Genomic DNA, 13,927 nt, shown 5'->3' with positions numbered 1-13,927 from the left:
TCCTGTCCACAGGGCTTGCGCACCTGTCCCGCTTCGGCTACTGGGAAGGACGGTCCACGCCATGCCCGCAGATCTCGCCGTCATCGGACTCGGCCCGTTCGGCCTGCCCCTGGCCCAGGCGGCCGTCGCCGCCGGCATCCCCACGCTCGGCTACCGGACCGGTCCCGAACCCGGCTCGCTCAGCCCCGCCGAGCTGCGCCGCATGGTCTCGGGGGGCTTCAGGCACGCCACCACCCCCGGCGAGCTGGGCCGGGTCCGCACGGCGGTCATCTGCGCGCCGACCCCGCGCGGCGCCGACGGCGGCCTCGACCTCGGCCAGGTCGGGGCCGCCGCGCGGACGCTGGCCGCGCACATGCGGCCGCACACCACGGTGATCCTGGAGTCGCCCGTGCCGCCAGGGACGACCGAGGAGGTCCTGCGCCCGGTGCTGGAACAGGGTTCCGGGCTGCGCGCGGGCCGCGACTTCCACCTCGCCTACTCCCCCAGCCGGGTGGACCCCGGCAGCCGCGACTTCACCCCGGCCAACATCCCCAAGGTGATCGGCGGTCTCACGCCGGCGTGCACCGAGTCGGCCGCCGCCTTCTACGGCCGTCTCACCGACAAGGTGGTACGCGCGCGCGGGCTGCGCGAGGCGGAGACCGTGCAGCTGCTGGAGACCAACTTCCGGCACGTCAACATCGCGCTCGTCAACGAGATGGCCGTCCTCTGCCACGGCCTGGGCGTCGACCTGTGGGACGTCATCCGCTGCGCGGAGACCAAGCCGTTCGGCTTCGAGGCCTTCCGCCCCGGCCCCGGCGTCGGCGGCCACGGCGTCCCCCAGGACCTGACCGGGCACACCGGCCGCCCCCTGCGCATGGTCGAACTGGCCCAGCAGGTCAACAGCCAGATGCCCCGTTACGTCGTCCGGCGCGCGGCCACCCTCCTCAACGAGCACGGCAAGTCGGCGCGCGGCGCGCGCGTGCTGCTCCTCGGCGTCACCTACAAGCCCGACCTCGCCGACCAACAGGCCACCCCCGCCCGGGAGATCGCCGTCCGCCTCATGGAACTCGGCGCCTCCGTCAGCTACCACGACCCGCACGTCCCGTCCTGGAACATCCTCGACCGCCCGGTCCCCCGCGCCGACTCGCTCTACGAGGCCGCGGCCGACGCCGACCTGACGATCCTGCTCCAGCAGCACCGCACGTACGACCTGCAGGGACTGTCGGTGAAGGCCCAGCTCCTGCTGGACACGAGGGGCGCCGCGCCGACCGGGGTGGCGCATCGGTTGTGAAGGGGGGCGCGTGGGAGGGCGAGCCCCGGGGGTCGGTGGCATGCGGGACGGGGCGCGGGTACCTTACGGAGACAGGCGGAGCCCACCGCAGCGGTCACTGCGGCAGGCTCCTGGATGGTGCACGGAGTGTCCGCCCCTAGGTTGTCTGGGGGCGGCCGCTCACCAGCCCACCAAGAAGGTGGAGCCCACCGCAGGGGGTACTGCGGCAGGCTCCTGAATGGTGCACGGAGTGTCCGCCCCTAAGTTGCCTGGGGGCGGCCGCTCACCATCCGAAGATCCGCAAGATCCACCTCCTCCGGCACTTCACCGTCCGCAGACGGATCCGATCCCAGCGAGTGGGCTTGCGGTGACGTCCAATGGGCGCCCCCTTCCACGACACCGCCCATTGACCCGGTCGGCGATCCGTCGGACATCGGGCCGGGCCCCGAGGAGCGGGGTCCGGAGCAAGTCCCTGGAAGTGGGCGCTCCAGCAACCTGGGCGCCGACACGGACGTTATCGCCCGCGGACCGGCTGACCAGCCGATATTCGCCGTGAACGCAACCGGGCGCCCCCGCACCACCCCATGCGCCCCGCGCAGGCCCCGGGCATGCGGAAGCGCGCAGGCCCCGGGCACGCGAAAGAGGGCCGGTCACCCCAGCAACCCCAGCAGGTGACCGGCCCCCTTCACGCCGTACGCGCTGTCGCCGTACGCGTTACCGCTTGTGCTGCGAGTCCGCCACCGTGACCTCGACGCGCTGGAACTCCTTGAGCTCGCTGTAGCCGGTCGTGGCCATCGCGCGGCGCAGGGCGCCGAAGAAGTTCATGGAGCCGTCGGGGGTGTGCGAGGGGCCCGTCAGGACCTCCTCGATCGTGCCGACGGTGCCGAGGTCGACCTTCTTGCCGCGCGGCAGCTCCTCGTTGACGGCCTCCATGCCCCAGTGGTGGCCGCGGCCGGGCGCGTCCGTGGCGCGGGCCAGCGGGGAGCCCATCATCACCGAGTCGGCGCCGCAGGCGATCGCCTTCGGGAGGTCGCCGGACCAGCCGACACCGCCGTCGGCGATCACGTGCACGTACCGGCCGCCGGACTCGTCCATGTAGTCGCGGCGGGCCGCGGCCACGTCCGCGACCGCCGTCGCCATTGGGACCTGGATGCCCAGCACGTTGCGCGTGGTGTGCGCCGCGCCGCCGCCGAAGCCGACGAGCACGCCCGCCGCGCCCGTGCGCATCAGGTGCAGGGCCGCCGTGTACGTGGCGCAGCCGCCGACGATCACCGGGACGTCGAGCTCGTAGATGAACTGCTTGAGGTTCAGCGGCTCGTGCGAGCCGGAGACGTGCTCCGCCGAGACCGTCGTGCCGCGGATGACGAAGATGTCCACGCCCGCGTCCACGACCGCCTTGGAGAACTGCGCCGTGCGCTGCGGGGAGAGCGCGGCCGCCGTGACCACCCCGGAGTCGCGCACCTCCTTGATGCGCCGGCCGATCAGCTCCTCCTTGATGGGAGCCGTGTAGATCTCCTGCAGGCGGCGCGTCGCGGCCTGTGCGGGCAGCTCGGCGATCTCGTCGAGCAGCGGCTGGGGGTCCTCGTACCGCGTCCACAGGCCCTCGAGGTTGAGCACGCCGAGGCCGCCGAGCTCACCGATGCGGATCGCGGTGGCCGGTGAGACGACCGAGTCCATGGGGGCGGCGAGGAACGGCAGCTCGAAGCGGTAGGCGTCGATCTGCCAGGCGATCGAGACCTCCTTCGGGTCCCGCGTACGGCGGCTGGGGACGACGGCGATGTCGTCGAAGGCGTACGCCCGGCGGCCGCGCTTGCCGCGCCCGATCTCGATCTCAGTCACGTCTGTGGCCTTTCCCTGATGCGTTGCAGCGTCCTCCAGTATCGCCGACGGGCACGACGAGGGCGGCCCCGGATGTTCCGGGACCGCCCTCACGCGTCCGCTACGCGCGCGTACGCCTCACTTGCTGCTGTAGTTCGGCGCCTCGACCGTCATCTGGATGTCGTGCGGGTGGCTCTCCTTCAGGCCCGCCGAGGTGATCCGCACGAAGCGGCCCTTGGACTCCATCTCCTCGATGGTGGCCGCGCCCACATAGCCCATGGTCTGGCGCAGGCCGCCGACGAGCTGGTGCAGGACGTTGGCGAGCGGGCCGCGGTAGGGCACCTGGCCCTCGACGCCCTCGGGCACGAGCTTGTCGTCGGAGGCGACCTCGGCCTGGAAGTAGCGGTCCTTGGAGAACGACTTCGCCTGGCCGCGGGACTGCATCGCGCCGAGCGATCCCATGCCGCGGTAGGACTTGAACTGCTTGCCGTTGATGAAGAGCAGCTCGCCGGGCGACTCCTCGCAGCCCGCGAGCAGGCTGCCCAGCATGACCGTGTCGGCACCGGCGGCGAGCGCCTTGCCGATGTCGCCGGAGTACTGCAGGCCGCCGTCGCCGATCAGCGGGATGCCCGCGGGACGGGCGGCGAGAGAGGCCTCGTAGATGGCGGTGACCTGCGGGACGCCGATCCCGGCGACCACGCGCGTGGTGCAGATCGAACCGGGGCCCACGCCCACCTTGATGCCGTCCACACCGGCGTCGATCAGTGCCTGCGCGCCGTCACGGGTGGCGACGTTGCCGCCGATCACGTCGACGGACACGCTCGACTTGATCTTCGCCATCCAGCTGAGGGCGTTGCTGTTGTGGCCGTGCGAGGTGTCGACGACCAGGAAGTCCACCCCGGCCCCGGCCAGCGCCTGGGCGCGCTCCAGGGCCTCGGGGCTGGCGCCCACCGCGGCACCGACGAGCAGGCGGCCCTCGGCGTCCTTGGCGGCGTTCGGGTACTTCTCGGCCTTGACGAAGTCCTTGACGGTGATCAGGCCCTTGAGGACGCCCGCGTCGTCGACCAGCGGCAGCTTCTCGATCTTGTGCTTGCGCAGCAGCTGCATGGCGTCGACGCCGGAGATGCCGACCTTGCCGGTGACCAGCGGCATCGGCGTCATCACGTCGCGCACCTGGCGGCTGCGGTCGGTCTCGAAGGCCATGTCGCGGTTGGTGACGATGCCGAGCAGCTTGCCGGCCGGATCGGTCACGGGCACGCCGCTGATGCGGAACTTGCCGCACAGGGCGTCCGCCTCCGCGAGCGTCGCCTCGGGGTGCACCGTGATGGGATCGGTGACCATGCCGGACTCGGACCGCTTGACCAGGTCGACCTGGTTGACCTGGTCCTCGACCGACAGATTGCGGTGCAGCACGCCCACGCCGCCCAGCCGGGCCATCGCGATCGCCATGCGGGACTCGGTCACCTTGTCCATCGCCGCCGAGAGCAGCGGGATGTTGACCCGGACGTTGCGCGAGATGCGGGACGAGGTGTCGACCGCGTTGGGCAGCACCTCGGATGCGCCCGGCAGCAGCAGCACGTCGTCGTAGGTCAGCCCTAGTGTCGCGAATTTACCGGGCACTCCGTCGACGTTCGCAGTCATGACACCTTCCCCACATGGCCTTGATCGGTGCGGATGTCCATGCTAACGGGAAGCGCGCCTCTCACATTCCACGGTCCCGCATGACCTCGGGCTTCGTATGTTCGTACGGAATCGCCGGGCCGCCTGTTCAAAGAAGGCCCTCAGCACTGGGGCGTCACTGCTCCGCGAGCGCCCTGAGCCGGCTCAGCGCACGGTGCTGCGCGACCCGGACCGCCCCGGGTGACATTCCCAACATCTGGCCCGTCTCCTCGGCCGTGAGGCCCACCGCGATGCGCAGCAGGAGCAGTTCGCGCTGGTTCTCGGGGAGGTTGGCCAGGAGCTTCTTGGCCCATTCGGCGTCGCTGCTGAGCAGCGCGCGCTCCTCGGGGCCCAGTGAGTCGTCGGGCCGCTCCGGCATCTCGTCCGACGGCACCGCCGTCGACCCCGGGTGCCGCATCGCCGCCCGCTGCAGGTCCGCGACCTTGTGGGCGGCGATGGCGAAGACGAACGCCTCGAAGGGGCGGCCGGTGTCCTTGTAGCGCGGCAGCGCGAGCAGGACGGCGACGCAGACCTCCTGGGCGAGGTCCTCCACGAAGTGCCGGGCGTCGCCCGGCAGACGGGACAGACGGGTGCGGCAGTAGCGCAGCGCGAGGGGGTGGACGTGGGCGAGCAGGTCGTGTGTCGCCTGTTCGTCCCCGTCGACGGCGCGATGGACGAGCGCACCGATCGCCCCTGCGGCATCCGCCGCCTCGTCGTCGCGCATCGGTCCATGGTGCCTCGCGGCCGCGCGGTCCGTGGCGCCGCGACCGATGTTGTGCACCGAAGCGTTATGAGCAGGTGCGCCGGAACTCATCCCTTGCGCCCTCCTCCTCCGCTCGACCGACTCGTCCCCGAGAGACTCCACACCTCAAGGATGCGGCATCCGCGCCGAAACGAGCAGCGGGCACCCGGCGGGTCGTTTTGCCACCCCCGCCCACCGTGCGGTAGGCGGGGATCCGCCGAACCCCCGCTGTGACACACACAAGGCCCTAACGGACCAGGCCCCAGCGGAAACCGAGCGCCACCGCGTGTGCCCGGTCCGAGGCGCCGAGCTTCTTGAACAGCCGCCGGGCGTGCGTCTTGACGGTGTCCTCGGAGAGGAACAGCTCACGGCCGATCTCCGCGTTGGACCGGCCGTGGCTCATGCCCTCGAGCACCTGGATCTCACGCGCGGTGAGCGTAGGCGCGGCGCCCATCTCGGCCGAGCGCAGCCGCCGCGGGGCCAGCCGCCAGGTCGGGTCGGCGAGCGCCTGCGTGACGGTCGCGCGCAACTCCGCGCGCGAGGCGTCCTTGTGCAGATAGCCGCGGGCACCCGCGGCGACCGCGAGGGCCACGCCGTCCAGGTCCTCGGCGACGGTCAGCATGATGATGCGCGCACCGGGGTCGGCGGACAGCAGCCGCCGTACGGTCTCGACGCCGCCCAGGCCGGGCATGCGCACATCCATCAGAATCAGGTCCGAGCGGTCCGCGCCCCAGCGGCGGAGGACTTCCTCGCCGTTGGCCGCGGTCGTCACGCGCTCGACGCCGGGCACGGTCGCGACCGCGCGGCGGAGCGCCTCTCGGGCAAGCGGGGAGTCGTCGCAGACGAGGACGGATGTCATGGCCGCCCTCCGCAGCTGATGCGCGTCACCTTGAGCCTCCAGGCTGGTACGAAATCGTCACCTGTGCGGTCGACCGTCTCGGACGCCTGCCCGAGCACTTGTTGCTTCAACCGCCTCCGCCCTCTCAACGACGGTCACCCGAAAGAGTTACGGGGCCGTGTGCCATCTTCGGCACTCTACGTGAGGGCGCGGACACGGTGGAGTCATGCGGCGCGGACCCTCAATGTTTCATCACAACCCATGCCCCATTTAGACCCCTTTTCTTCCCAGCTAGTGGTGTCTGAGGCTAGATTCGCAATGAGTCATATTTTCATCTCCTTAGATCGTAGATGTACGGTCGTTGGCACCGTATCCGCTCAGAACGGCTACAAGGGGTCACGTAATGGCAGATTTCTCCCGCCTTCCCGGACCGAACGCGGACCTTTGGGACTGGCAGCTTCTGGCCGCCTGTCGTGGAGTGGACAGCTCGCTCTTCTTTCACCCGGAGGGCGAGCGCGGTGCGGCCCGGAGCGCTCGCGAGAACTCGGCCAAGGAGGTCTGCATGAGGTGCCCCGTGCGCGCGCAGTGCGCGGCGCACGCGCTGGCGGTGCGAGAGCCGTACGGCGTGTGGGGCGGCCTGACCGAGGACGAGCGCGAAGAACTCATGGGACGCGCGCGCAACCGGCTGGTCGTGACGGCCGGCGGGGACAGCGCGTCGAACACTTGAAGGAACGTTTCTCTCTCTCCGTGATGGGCACGCACCGCGTGCCCATCATTTTTGCCGGCGGGCGGCCGCACGGCCGAGGTGCTCCAGGGTCGCCGCCACCGCCGGGACCTGGGCGAGGTCGGGCAGGGTCAGCGCCACGATCTCCCGCCGGACCGCCGGCCGCAGTTCCAGCACGCGCGCGTGCCGCGGCCGTACGGACTCGACGGCGAGCTGCGGCAGGACGGCGACGCCCAGGCCCGCGCCGACCAGGCCGACCACCGCGGGGTAGTCGTCGGTGGCGAAGTCGATGCGCGGGGTGAAGCCGGCTCCCTCGCACACCTCGACCAACTGCCCGCGGCAGCGCGGGCATCCGGCGATCCACGGCTCGTCCGCGAGGTCGCCGATGGCCACCGAGCCGGCCCCCGCGAGCCGGTGCCGCTCCGGCACGAGTCCGACCAGGCGGTCGCTCAGCAGCGGCCGTACGACGAGGTCGTCCCACTCCTCCGCACCCGCCGCGCCCTCGTAGCGGAAGGCCAGTGACACGTCGCAGTCACCCTCGCGCAGCAGTTCGACGGAGGCGGGGGGTTCGGCCTCCTCGAGCGAGACGCGGGTGCCGGGGTGCGCGGCGCGCAGGGCGGCCAGGGCGGTGGGCACGAGCGTGGAGCTGCCGCTGGGGAAGGAGACGAGCCGGACGCGTCCCGCGCGCAGCCCGGCGATCGCCGCGACCTCCTCCTCGGCGGCGGTGAGCCCGGCGAGGATGCCGCCCGCGTGCCGGACGAGCGCCTCGCCCGCCTGCGTCAGCCGCATCTCGCGCCCGCTGCGCACGAGCAGCGGGGTGCCCACGGACGACTCCAGGGCCTTCATCTGCTGGCTCACGGCGGGCTGGGTGCAGCCGAGTTCGCGCCCGGCGGCGGAGAAGGAGCCGGTGGCGGCGACGGCGCGCAGGACACGCAGATGACGGGCTTCGATCACGGGGCCAAGGATAAGAGGTCCTTGGATACGGCAGCCGATGACGCGTCGACGCTTTGGTGTCCTGTCGCCTAACGTGCCGGGCATGAAGCTTCTGTCGGTGAACGTCGGCCGCGCCCGTCCCGTGCCGTACACGAGCCAGCCGCAGGGTCTGACCGGTATCGGCAAGCAGCCGGTGGACGGGCCGGTGCGGGTGGCGGCGCCGGGCCCGAAGGGGGTCGGGGGGAGCGGGCTGGGCGGGGACGCGGTCTGCGACACCCGCCACCACGGCGGCGACGAACAGGCGGTGTACGCCTACGCGCGCGAGGACCTCGACGACTGGGAGCGCGAACTGGGCCGGACCCTGCCCGACGGCTGCTTCGGCGAGAATCTCACGACCGACGGTCTGGACGTGTCCCGGGCGCTGATCGGCGAGCGCTGGCGGATCGGCTCGCGGGTCGTCCTGGAGGTGACCTCGGGGCGGATACCGTGCCGTACGTTCCAGGGCCATATGGGCGAGCGGGGCTGGGTGCGCAGGTTCACCCGGAAGGGCGTCACGGGCGCCTATCTGAGAGTCGTCGAAGCGGGTGAGGTCCGGGCCGGGGATCCGGTCGAGATCGTGCACCGGCCGGAGCACGGGGTGACGGCCGCGATGCAGTTCCGCGCGGTCACCACGGAGCGTGAACTGCTGCCGCGCCTGCTCGCGGCCGGGCCCGCGCTGCACTCGGAGGCGCTGGCGCTCGCCCGCGAGTACGTGGCGCTGAACGGCGGCTGACACGGCGTCACCGAAGCGGTGCCGCACGCCGCCGCGCACGGCGGGGAGCGCCGGCCCCGGTCACTACCCTTGGCCCATGACAACGGCTCTGATTACGGGATCGACCGCGGGCATCGGCGCCGCGTTCGCGCGTCGGCTGGCGGCCGACGGGCACAACCTCGTCCTCGTGGCGCGCGACACCAAGCGGCTGCGGGAGCAGGCGACCGAACTGCACGACCGGCACGGCATCGAGGCGGAGGTCCTCACGGCCGACCTCGCCACGGACGACGGCATCGAGGCCGCGGCCACGCGCGTGTCCGACCGCAGAAACCCCGTCGACCTGCTGGTCAACAACGCCGGTTTCGGCAACAAGGGCCGCTTCCTCGAGGTCTCGATGGCCGACGAGCTGACCATGCTCAAGGTGCACTGCGAGGCGGTGCTGCGGCTCACGGCGGCGGCGACCGGGGCGATGCGCGAGCGCGGCCGGGGCGGAGTCGTCAACGTGGCGTCGGTGGCCGCCTTCGTACCGCGCGGCACCTACGGCGCCTCCAAGGCGTGGGTCGTGCAGTTCACCCAGGGAGCCGCGAAGGACCTGGCGGGCAGCGGCGTGCGGTTGATGGCGCTGTGCCCGGGGTTCGTGCGGACGGAGTTCCACCAGCGGGCGGGCATGGGCACGGACAACATCCCCGGCTGGATGTGGCTGGACGCGGACAAACTGGTCGCGTCGGCGCTGCAGGACCTCGCCCGGGGCAAGTCGCTGTCGATCCCCGATCCCCGCTACAAGGCGCTGATGGGGCTCGTGAAGGTGACGCCGCGGGGGCTGCTGGGCGGGATCACCTCGCGGACGGGGCGGAAGTACGGGCCGCAGTAGGGCCGGTCACCGAGTGCGGCGACCGCCCGTCAGCCGTCGGGCCGCGCGGCGGGCTGAGGACGTCCGGTCGGTCCTGACGTCCCGCCTCTTCCCGCTTCGGCCGGGCGTGCCCGTCCGGGCCGCTCCCCGCCCGGCCCGCATGGATGTCCGGCTTCATCGAGCCGGGGTTCCCCGCCCATGGAGAAGGCCCCCGCTCCTCCGACGGGAGCGGGGGCCTTCTGCGAGCGCGTGCCTCAGTGGGCGTGCCCGTGGCCGCCTGCGGCGGCGGCCGGCTCTTCCTCTTCCTTCTTCTCGACGACCAGGGTCTCGGTCGTCAGCAGGAGGGAGGCGATGGAGGCGGCGTTCTCCAGGGCGGAGCGGGTGACCTTGACCGGGTCGATGACGCCGGCCTTGACCAGGTCGCCGTACTCACCGGTGGCGGCGTTGAAGCCCTGGCCCTTCTCGAGCTCGGCGACCTTGGAGGTGATGACGTAGCCCTCCAGGCCGGCGTTCTCGGCGATCCAGCGCAGCGGCTCGACCGCGGCGCGGCGGACGACCGCGACACCCGTGGCCTCGTCGCCGGTCTTGCCGAGGCTGTCCCCGAGCACCTTCACGGCGTGGACGAGAGCCGAGCCACCACCGGAGACGATGCCCTCCTCGACCGCGGCGCGGGTCGCGGAGATGGCGTCCTCCAGGCGGTGCTTCTTCTCCTTCAGCTCCACCTCGGTGGCGGCGCCGACCTTGATCACGCACACGCCGCCGGCCAGCTTCGCGAGGCGCTCCTGGAGCTTCTCGCGGTCCCAGTCGGAGTCGGTGTTCTCGATCTCGGCCTTGATCTGGGCGACGCGGCCCTGGACGTCGGCGGAGTCACCGGCGCCGTCCACGATGGTCGTGTCGTCCTTGGTGACCGTGATGCGGCGGGCGGAGCCCAGCACCTCCAGGCCGACCTGGTCGAGCTTGAGGCCGACCTCCTCGGAGATGACCGTGGCACCGGTGAGGGTGGCCATGTCCTGCAGCATCGCCTTGCGGCGGTCGCCGAAGCCGGGGGCCTTCACCGCGACGGCGTTGAAGGTGCCGCGGATCTTGTTGACGACCAGCGTCGACAGGGCCTCGCCCTCGACGTCCTCGGCGATGATCAGCAGCGGCTTGGAGGAACCGGCCTGGATGACCTTCTCCAGCAGCGGCAGCAGGTCGGCGATGGAGGAGATCTTGCCCTGGTTGATGAGGACGTAGGCGTCCTCCAGGACAGCTTCCATGCGCTCCTGGTCCGTCACGAAGTACGGCGACAGGTAGCCCTTGTCGAAGGCCATGCCCTCGGTGAAGTCCAGCTCCAGACCGAAGGTGTTGGACTCCTCGACGGTGATGACGCCGTCCTTGCCGACCTTGTCCATCGCCTCGGCGATGAGCTCGCCGACCTGCTCGTCCTGGGCGGACAGCGCGGCCACGGCGGCGATGTCGGACTTCTCGTCGATCGGACGGGCGCCGGCGAGGAGCTCCTCGGAGACGGCGGCCACGGCCGCGTCGATGCCCTTCTTCAGCAGCGCCGGGGAGGCGCCCGCGGCGACGTTCTTCAGGCCCTCGCGCACCAGCGCCTGGGCGAGCACGGTGGCGGTGGTGGTGCCGTCACCCGCGATGTCGTTGGTCTTGGTCGCCACCTCCTTCACCAGCTGCGCGCCGAGGTTCTCGTACGGGTCCTCGACCTCGACCTCACGGGCGATGGTGACGCCGTCGTTGGTGATGGTGGGGGCGCCGAACTTCTTGTCGATGACGACGTTGCGGCCCTTGGGGCCGATCGTCACCTTGACCGTGTCGGCCAGCTTGTTGACGCCGCGCTCGAGGGCGCGACGGGCGTCCTCGTCGAACTTCAGGATCTTCGCCATGACAGCGGGAGCCCTCTCGGATTTCAGGGGTGGAAAAAAGCAGCTGCGCCCCGGGCGCCCGGCTTGTTAATGGTCGCGGGGGCCAGGGGCGCAGCTCGAAGCAATGTGTGCGAGACGAATTACTTCTCGACGATCGCGAGCACGTCGCGAGCCGAGAGGACGAGGTACTCCTCGCCGTTGTACTTCACCTCGGTGCCGCCGTACTTGCTGTACAGCACGATGTCACCGGTCTTGACGTCGAGCGGCAGGCGCTCGCCGTTCTCGAAACGGCCCGGGCCCACGGCCAGGACGACGCCCTCCTGGGGCTTCTCCTTGGCGGTGTCCGGAATGACCAGGCCAGAGGCCGTGGTCTGCTCGGCGTCCAGCGGCTGGACCACGATGCGGTCCTCGAGCGGCTTGATGGCAACCTTGGAGCTGGCGGTCGTCACGATCCGACCTCCCCCTTCGGAGATCTCACGGGGTTAACTGTCTGAGGTGGCGACCAGGTCGATCCGTCGTCGCGGGTGCCGGACCTGCCCGTCGCGTGGTTGGCACTCTCCCGGGGGGAGTGCCAGACCCGAGACTATGACCGCGATTAGCACTCGGTCAAGCGGAGTGCCAGTTCCGGCGGCGCGTCGGCGGGAATCACCGGCCCGACGTGCCCCGTCCGCGGGCGCCGGGCGGGCCGGGAGCGCGTACCCGGCGCCCCGGACTTCAGACGTAGTCCTCCAGGCGCCCCACGGTCAGGCCCCGCTTCTGCAGCCGGCGCAGCAGGCGCAGGGTGCGCCCGCGCAGGCTCAGGCCCGTGCCCTCGTCCGGATCCACCGCGACGATGTCGCCGGGGCCGAGGTGGTGGGCGCCGCCGGCGTACGTCAGGCCGCCGGCGCCGGTCATGGCGACGCGCCAGAGCACGAGGGCCGAGACGCCGCAGTCGGCGGCCGCCCGCCGGGTGGTGGCGTCGTAGGTGCCGTAGGGCGGGCGGAAGAGGCGGGGGCGGACGCCGAAGCGGGAGCGGAGCTTGTCCTGCTGGCCGCAGATCTCGGCGCGCTGGCCGGCGTAGGGCAGTCCGCGCAGGGCGGGGTGGTCGAGGGTGTGGTTCTCGATGCCCGCGCCGACCGCCCGCAGCCGGGCGAAGTGGCCGTAGCCCGGTCCGACGACGCTGTCGGTGAGGAACACGCTGACGGGCAGGCGCAGTTCGCGGACCATGTCGACGAAGCGCGGGTCCCGCTCCGCGCCGTCGTCGTAGGTCAGGAAGACGACCTTGTCGCGGGTCCGCACGCGGCGCACCACCGGGGGCGGCTCCCGGCCCGCCGCGGGGGCCGGTGAGGGGCGGGAGGGCTTCGGCGCCGGCGCGAGCGGGGCGGGCAGGCCCCAGCGGCGGTAGGCCCGCTCGGCCGGGCCGGCCGGCGGGTGCGGCCGCACCCGCTGGGCCGCCTTCTCGCTCAGCCGCTCCAGGGGGTCGACGGACTGGGCGCAGCCGGTGAGCAGCGCGAGTGCCAGCGCGCCGGCCCCCAGGGCCGCCCCCGGCCTCACAGGTAGTCCTGCAGACGGGCGACCGCGTAGCCCTTGGCCGTCACCTTGTCCAGGAAGCGGCGCATGTCGTCGACCATCGTGCCGTGCCACTCGTCGCGGCCGCGGAAGTGGGTGAGGACGATGTCGCCGGGGTGCAGGTCCTGGTCGTCCTCGCGGTACTCCCAGTGGTCGACGTAGACCTCCTCGTCCCAGATGGGCGCGTACTTGATGCCGCAGGACTTGGCGGCGCGCAGGGTGTCCTGGTTGTAGTTGCCGAAGGGTGGGCGGAAGAGGACGGGGCGCTTGCCGTAGTGCTTCTCCAGCACGTCCTGCATGCCGCAGATCTCGCGCCTCTGCTGCCGGTAGGAGAGGGCGGGCAGGTAGGGGTGGTGCAGGGTGTGGTTGTTCAGGACGGCGCCCCGGTCCTGCAGCTTCTTGAAGTAGCCGTAGTCGTCCTTGATCAGGAAGTTGCTGAGGAAGGCGTTGTACGGGATCTTCAGCTCGCTCATCATCCGCAGGAACGCCGGGTCCTTCTCGGCGCCGTCGTCGATGGTCAGGAAGACGACCTTCTGCTTGGTGGGGACGGTGGTGAAGACCGGCGGCAGGCCCAGTTCCTCCTGCCCGCGCACCTCGAAGCCCTTGCGGGCGGTGATCCTCGGCTTCTTCGCGGGCGGCGGCGGGGCCGCGAGCGGGACCCTGGCCAGACCCCAGCGTTTCGCCGCGGCGACGCGGGCGGCGTGCGCCGCGCGCAGCTTCGCGGCGTAGGAGCCGAGGGCGCGGGCGGGGGGCGCCTGAAGCGCCTGCGGGCCGCCGGCCGGACGTGCCTCGCGGCCGCCGGGCGAGCCGCAGCCCGAGGCGACGGCCGCGACGGCCAGGGCGGCGAGGGCGCCACGGACCCGGACACTCCGGTGAGCCCGATTCTTTTCATTTTGTCCTACTTCTCGCATGGCGCCGGATCCTCGCAGGCGCGGGCGGTGAAACGGGCCCGACAC

Annotated in this window: 13 protein-coding genes; 4 read left to right on the top strand and 9 right to left on the bottom strand. The window is 71.6% G+C overall.

The annotated features are described in order from the left end of the window. The first annotated feature begins 61 nt into the window (after positions 1–61). The gene (locus ACJ9NR_RS24140; RefSeq protein WP_412493001.1) at positions 62–1,270 is read left to right on the top strand and encodes a nucleotide sugar dehydrogenase; all 1,209 of its coding nucleotides are present in this window, start codon (positions 62–64) and stop codon (positions 1,268–1,270) included. A gap of 693 nt (positions 1,271–1,963) precedes the next feature. On the opposite strand, the gene ACJ9NR_RS24135 is transcribed toward ACJ9NR_RS24140, so the two are convergent. From ACJ9NR_RS24135 to ACJ9NR_RS24120, 4 genes are all read right to left on the bottom strand, one after another. After that, on the bottom strand, positions 1,964–3,088 hold the full coding sequence (locus ACJ9NR_RS24135) for a GuaB3 family IMP dehydrogenase-related protein (protein ID WP_412493000.1): 1,125 nt from the start codon (positions 3,086–3,088) through the stop codon (positions 1,964–1,966). Between the two features lie 117 nt (positions 3,089–3,205). Beyond that, positions 3,206–4,708: an IMP dehydrogenase gene (guaB, locus tag ACJ9NR_RS24130; protein WP_412492999.1), complete on the bottom strand. Its 1,503-nt coding sequence runs from the start codon at positions 4,706–4,708 to the stop codon at positions 3,206–3,208. 154 nt (positions 4,709–4,862) lie between these two features. After that, on the bottom strand, positions 4,863–5,450 hold the full coding sequence (locus ACJ9NR_RS24125) for a sigma-70 family RNA polymerase sigma factor (RefSeq protein WP_404198228.1): 588 nt from the start codon (positions 5,448–5,450) through the stop codon (positions 4,863–4,865). A 265-nt stretch (positions 5,451–5,715) separates the two neighbouring features. Continuing rightward, positions 5,716–6,327 carry a response regulator transcription factor gene (locus ACJ9NR_RS24120; protein WP_003948568.1) on the bottom strand — a complete coding sequence of 204 codons (612 nt, stop codon included), beginning with the start codon at positions 6,325–6,327 and terminating at the stop codon, positions 5,716–5,718. 382 nt (positions 6,328–6,709) lie between these two features. On the opposite strand from ACJ9NR_RS24120, the gene ACJ9NR_RS24115 reads away from it, so the two are divergent. Further along, complete coding sequence (locus tag ACJ9NR_RS24115) at positions 6,710–7,033, top strand: WhiB family transcriptional regulator (RefSeq protein WP_412492998.1); 324 nt, start codon at positions 6,710–6,712, stop codon at positions 7,031–7,033. Positions 7,034–7,078: 45 nt separating this feature from the next. Here the strand turns inward: ACJ9NR_RS24115 and ACJ9NR_RS24110 are convergent, their stop codons facing one another. Beyond that, complete coding sequence (locus ACJ9NR_RS24110) at positions 7,079–7,984, bottom strand: LysR family transcriptional regulator (protein ID WP_412492997.1); 906 nt, start codon at positions 7,982–7,984, stop codon at positions 7,079–7,081. Positions 7,985–8,066: 82 nt separating this feature from the next. Here ACJ9NR_RS24110 and ACJ9NR_RS24105 point away from each other — a divergent pair, with 82 nt between their 5' ends. Together ACJ9NR_RS24105 and ACJ9NR_RS24100 are read left to right on the top strand one after the other, a co-directional pair. Further along, positions 8,067–8,735 (top strand): MOSC domain-containing protein, encoded by a 669-nt coding sequence (locus ACJ9NR_RS24105; protein WP_412492996.1) that lies wholly within the window; start codon positions 8,067–8,069, stop codon positions 8,733–8,735. 76 nt (positions 8,736–8,811) lie between these two features. Beyond that, on the top strand, positions 8,812–9,585 hold the full coding sequence (locus tag ACJ9NR_RS24100; protein WP_412492995.1) for an SDR family NAD(P)-dependent oxidoreductase: 774 nt from the start codon (positions 8,812–8,814) through the stop codon (positions 9,583–9,585). Positions 9,586–9,818: 233 nt separating this feature from the next. Here ACJ9NR_RS24100 and groL read toward each other — a convergent pair whose 3' ends face one another. The 4 genes from groL to ACJ9NR_RS24080 all read right to left on the bottom strand — a co-directional run bounded on the left by groL (position 9,819) and on the right by ACJ9NR_RS24080 (position 13,882). Continuing rightward, the gene (gene groL / locus ACJ9NR_RS24095; protein WP_412492994.1) at positions 9,819–11,444 is read right to left on the bottom strand and encodes a chaperonin GroEL; all 1,626 of its coding nucleotides are present in this window, start codon (positions 11,442–11,444) and stop codon (positions 9,819–9,821) included. Positions 11,445–11,563: 119 nt separating this feature from the next. Continuing rightward, a complete protein-coding gene (gene groES, locus ACJ9NR_RS24090; RefSeq protein WP_016434667.1) occupies positions 11,564–11,872 on the bottom strand; it encodes a co-chaperone GroES in 309 nt (102 codons plus the stop codon). Positions 11,873–12,137: 265 nt separating this feature from the next. After that, complete coding sequence (locus tag ACJ9NR_RS24085) at positions 12,138–12,845, bottom strand: polysaccharide deacetylase family protein (RefSeq protein ID WP_434056978.1); 708 nt, start codon at positions 12,843–12,845, stop codon at positions 12,138–12,140. Positions 12,846–12,952: 107 nt separating this feature from the next. Beyond that, positions 12,953–13,882: a polysaccharide deacetylase family protein gene (locus ACJ9NR_RS24080; RefSeq protein ID WP_412492992.1), complete on the bottom strand. Its 930-nt coding sequence runs from the start codon at positions 13,880–13,882 to the stop codon at positions 12,953–12,955. Between the last annotated feature and the right edge of the window lie 45 nt (positions 13,883–13,927).

It is taken from the genome of Streptomyces sediminimaris (assembly GCF_047049295.1).
GTDB lineage: Bacteria > Actinomycetota > Actinomycetes > Streptomycetales > Streptomycetaceae > Streptomyces > Streptomyces sediminimaris.
This window is presented reverse-complemented; position numbering and strand designations above follow the sequence as displayed.

Bases quoted from the DNA above. Each gene is read 5' to 3' on its own strand.
- ACJ9NR_RS24140 (WP_412493001.1), top strand. From the start codon at position 62: ATGCCCGCAGATCTCGCCGTCATCGGACTCGGCCCGTTCGGCCTGCCC.
- guaB (WP_412492999.1), bottom strand. From the start codon at position 4,708: ATGACTGCGAACGTCGACGGAGTGCCCGGTAAATTCGCGACACTAGGG.
- ACJ9NR_RS24125 (WP_404198228.1), bottom strand. From the start codon at position 5,450: ATGCGCGACGACGAGGCGGCGGATGCCGCAGGGGCGATCGGTGCGCTC.
- ACJ9NR_RS24120 (WP_003948568.1), bottom strand. From the start codon at position 6,327: ATGACATCCGTCCTCGTCTGCGACGACTCCCCGCTTGCCCGAGAGGCG.
- ACJ9NR_RS24115 (WP_412492998.1), top strand. From the start codon at position 6,710: ATGGCAGATTTCTCCCGCCTTCCCGGACCGAACGCGGACCTTTGGGAC.
- ACJ9NR_RS24105 (WP_412492996.1), top strand. From the start codon at position 8,067: ATGAAGCTTCTGTCGGTGAACGTCGGCCGCGCCCGTCCCGTGCCGTAC.
- ACJ9NR_RS24100 (WP_412492995.1), top strand. From the start codon at position 8,812: ATGACAACGGCTCTGATTACGGGATCGACCGCGGGCATCGGCGCCGCG.
- groL (WP_412492994.1), bottom strand. From the start codon at position 11,444: ATGGCGAAGATCCTGAAGTTCGACGAGGACGCCCGTCGCGCCCTCGAG.
- ACJ9NR_RS24080 (WP_412492992.1), bottom strand. From the start codon at position 13,882: ATGCGAGAAGTAGGACAAAATGAAAAGAATCGGGCTCACCGGAGTGTC.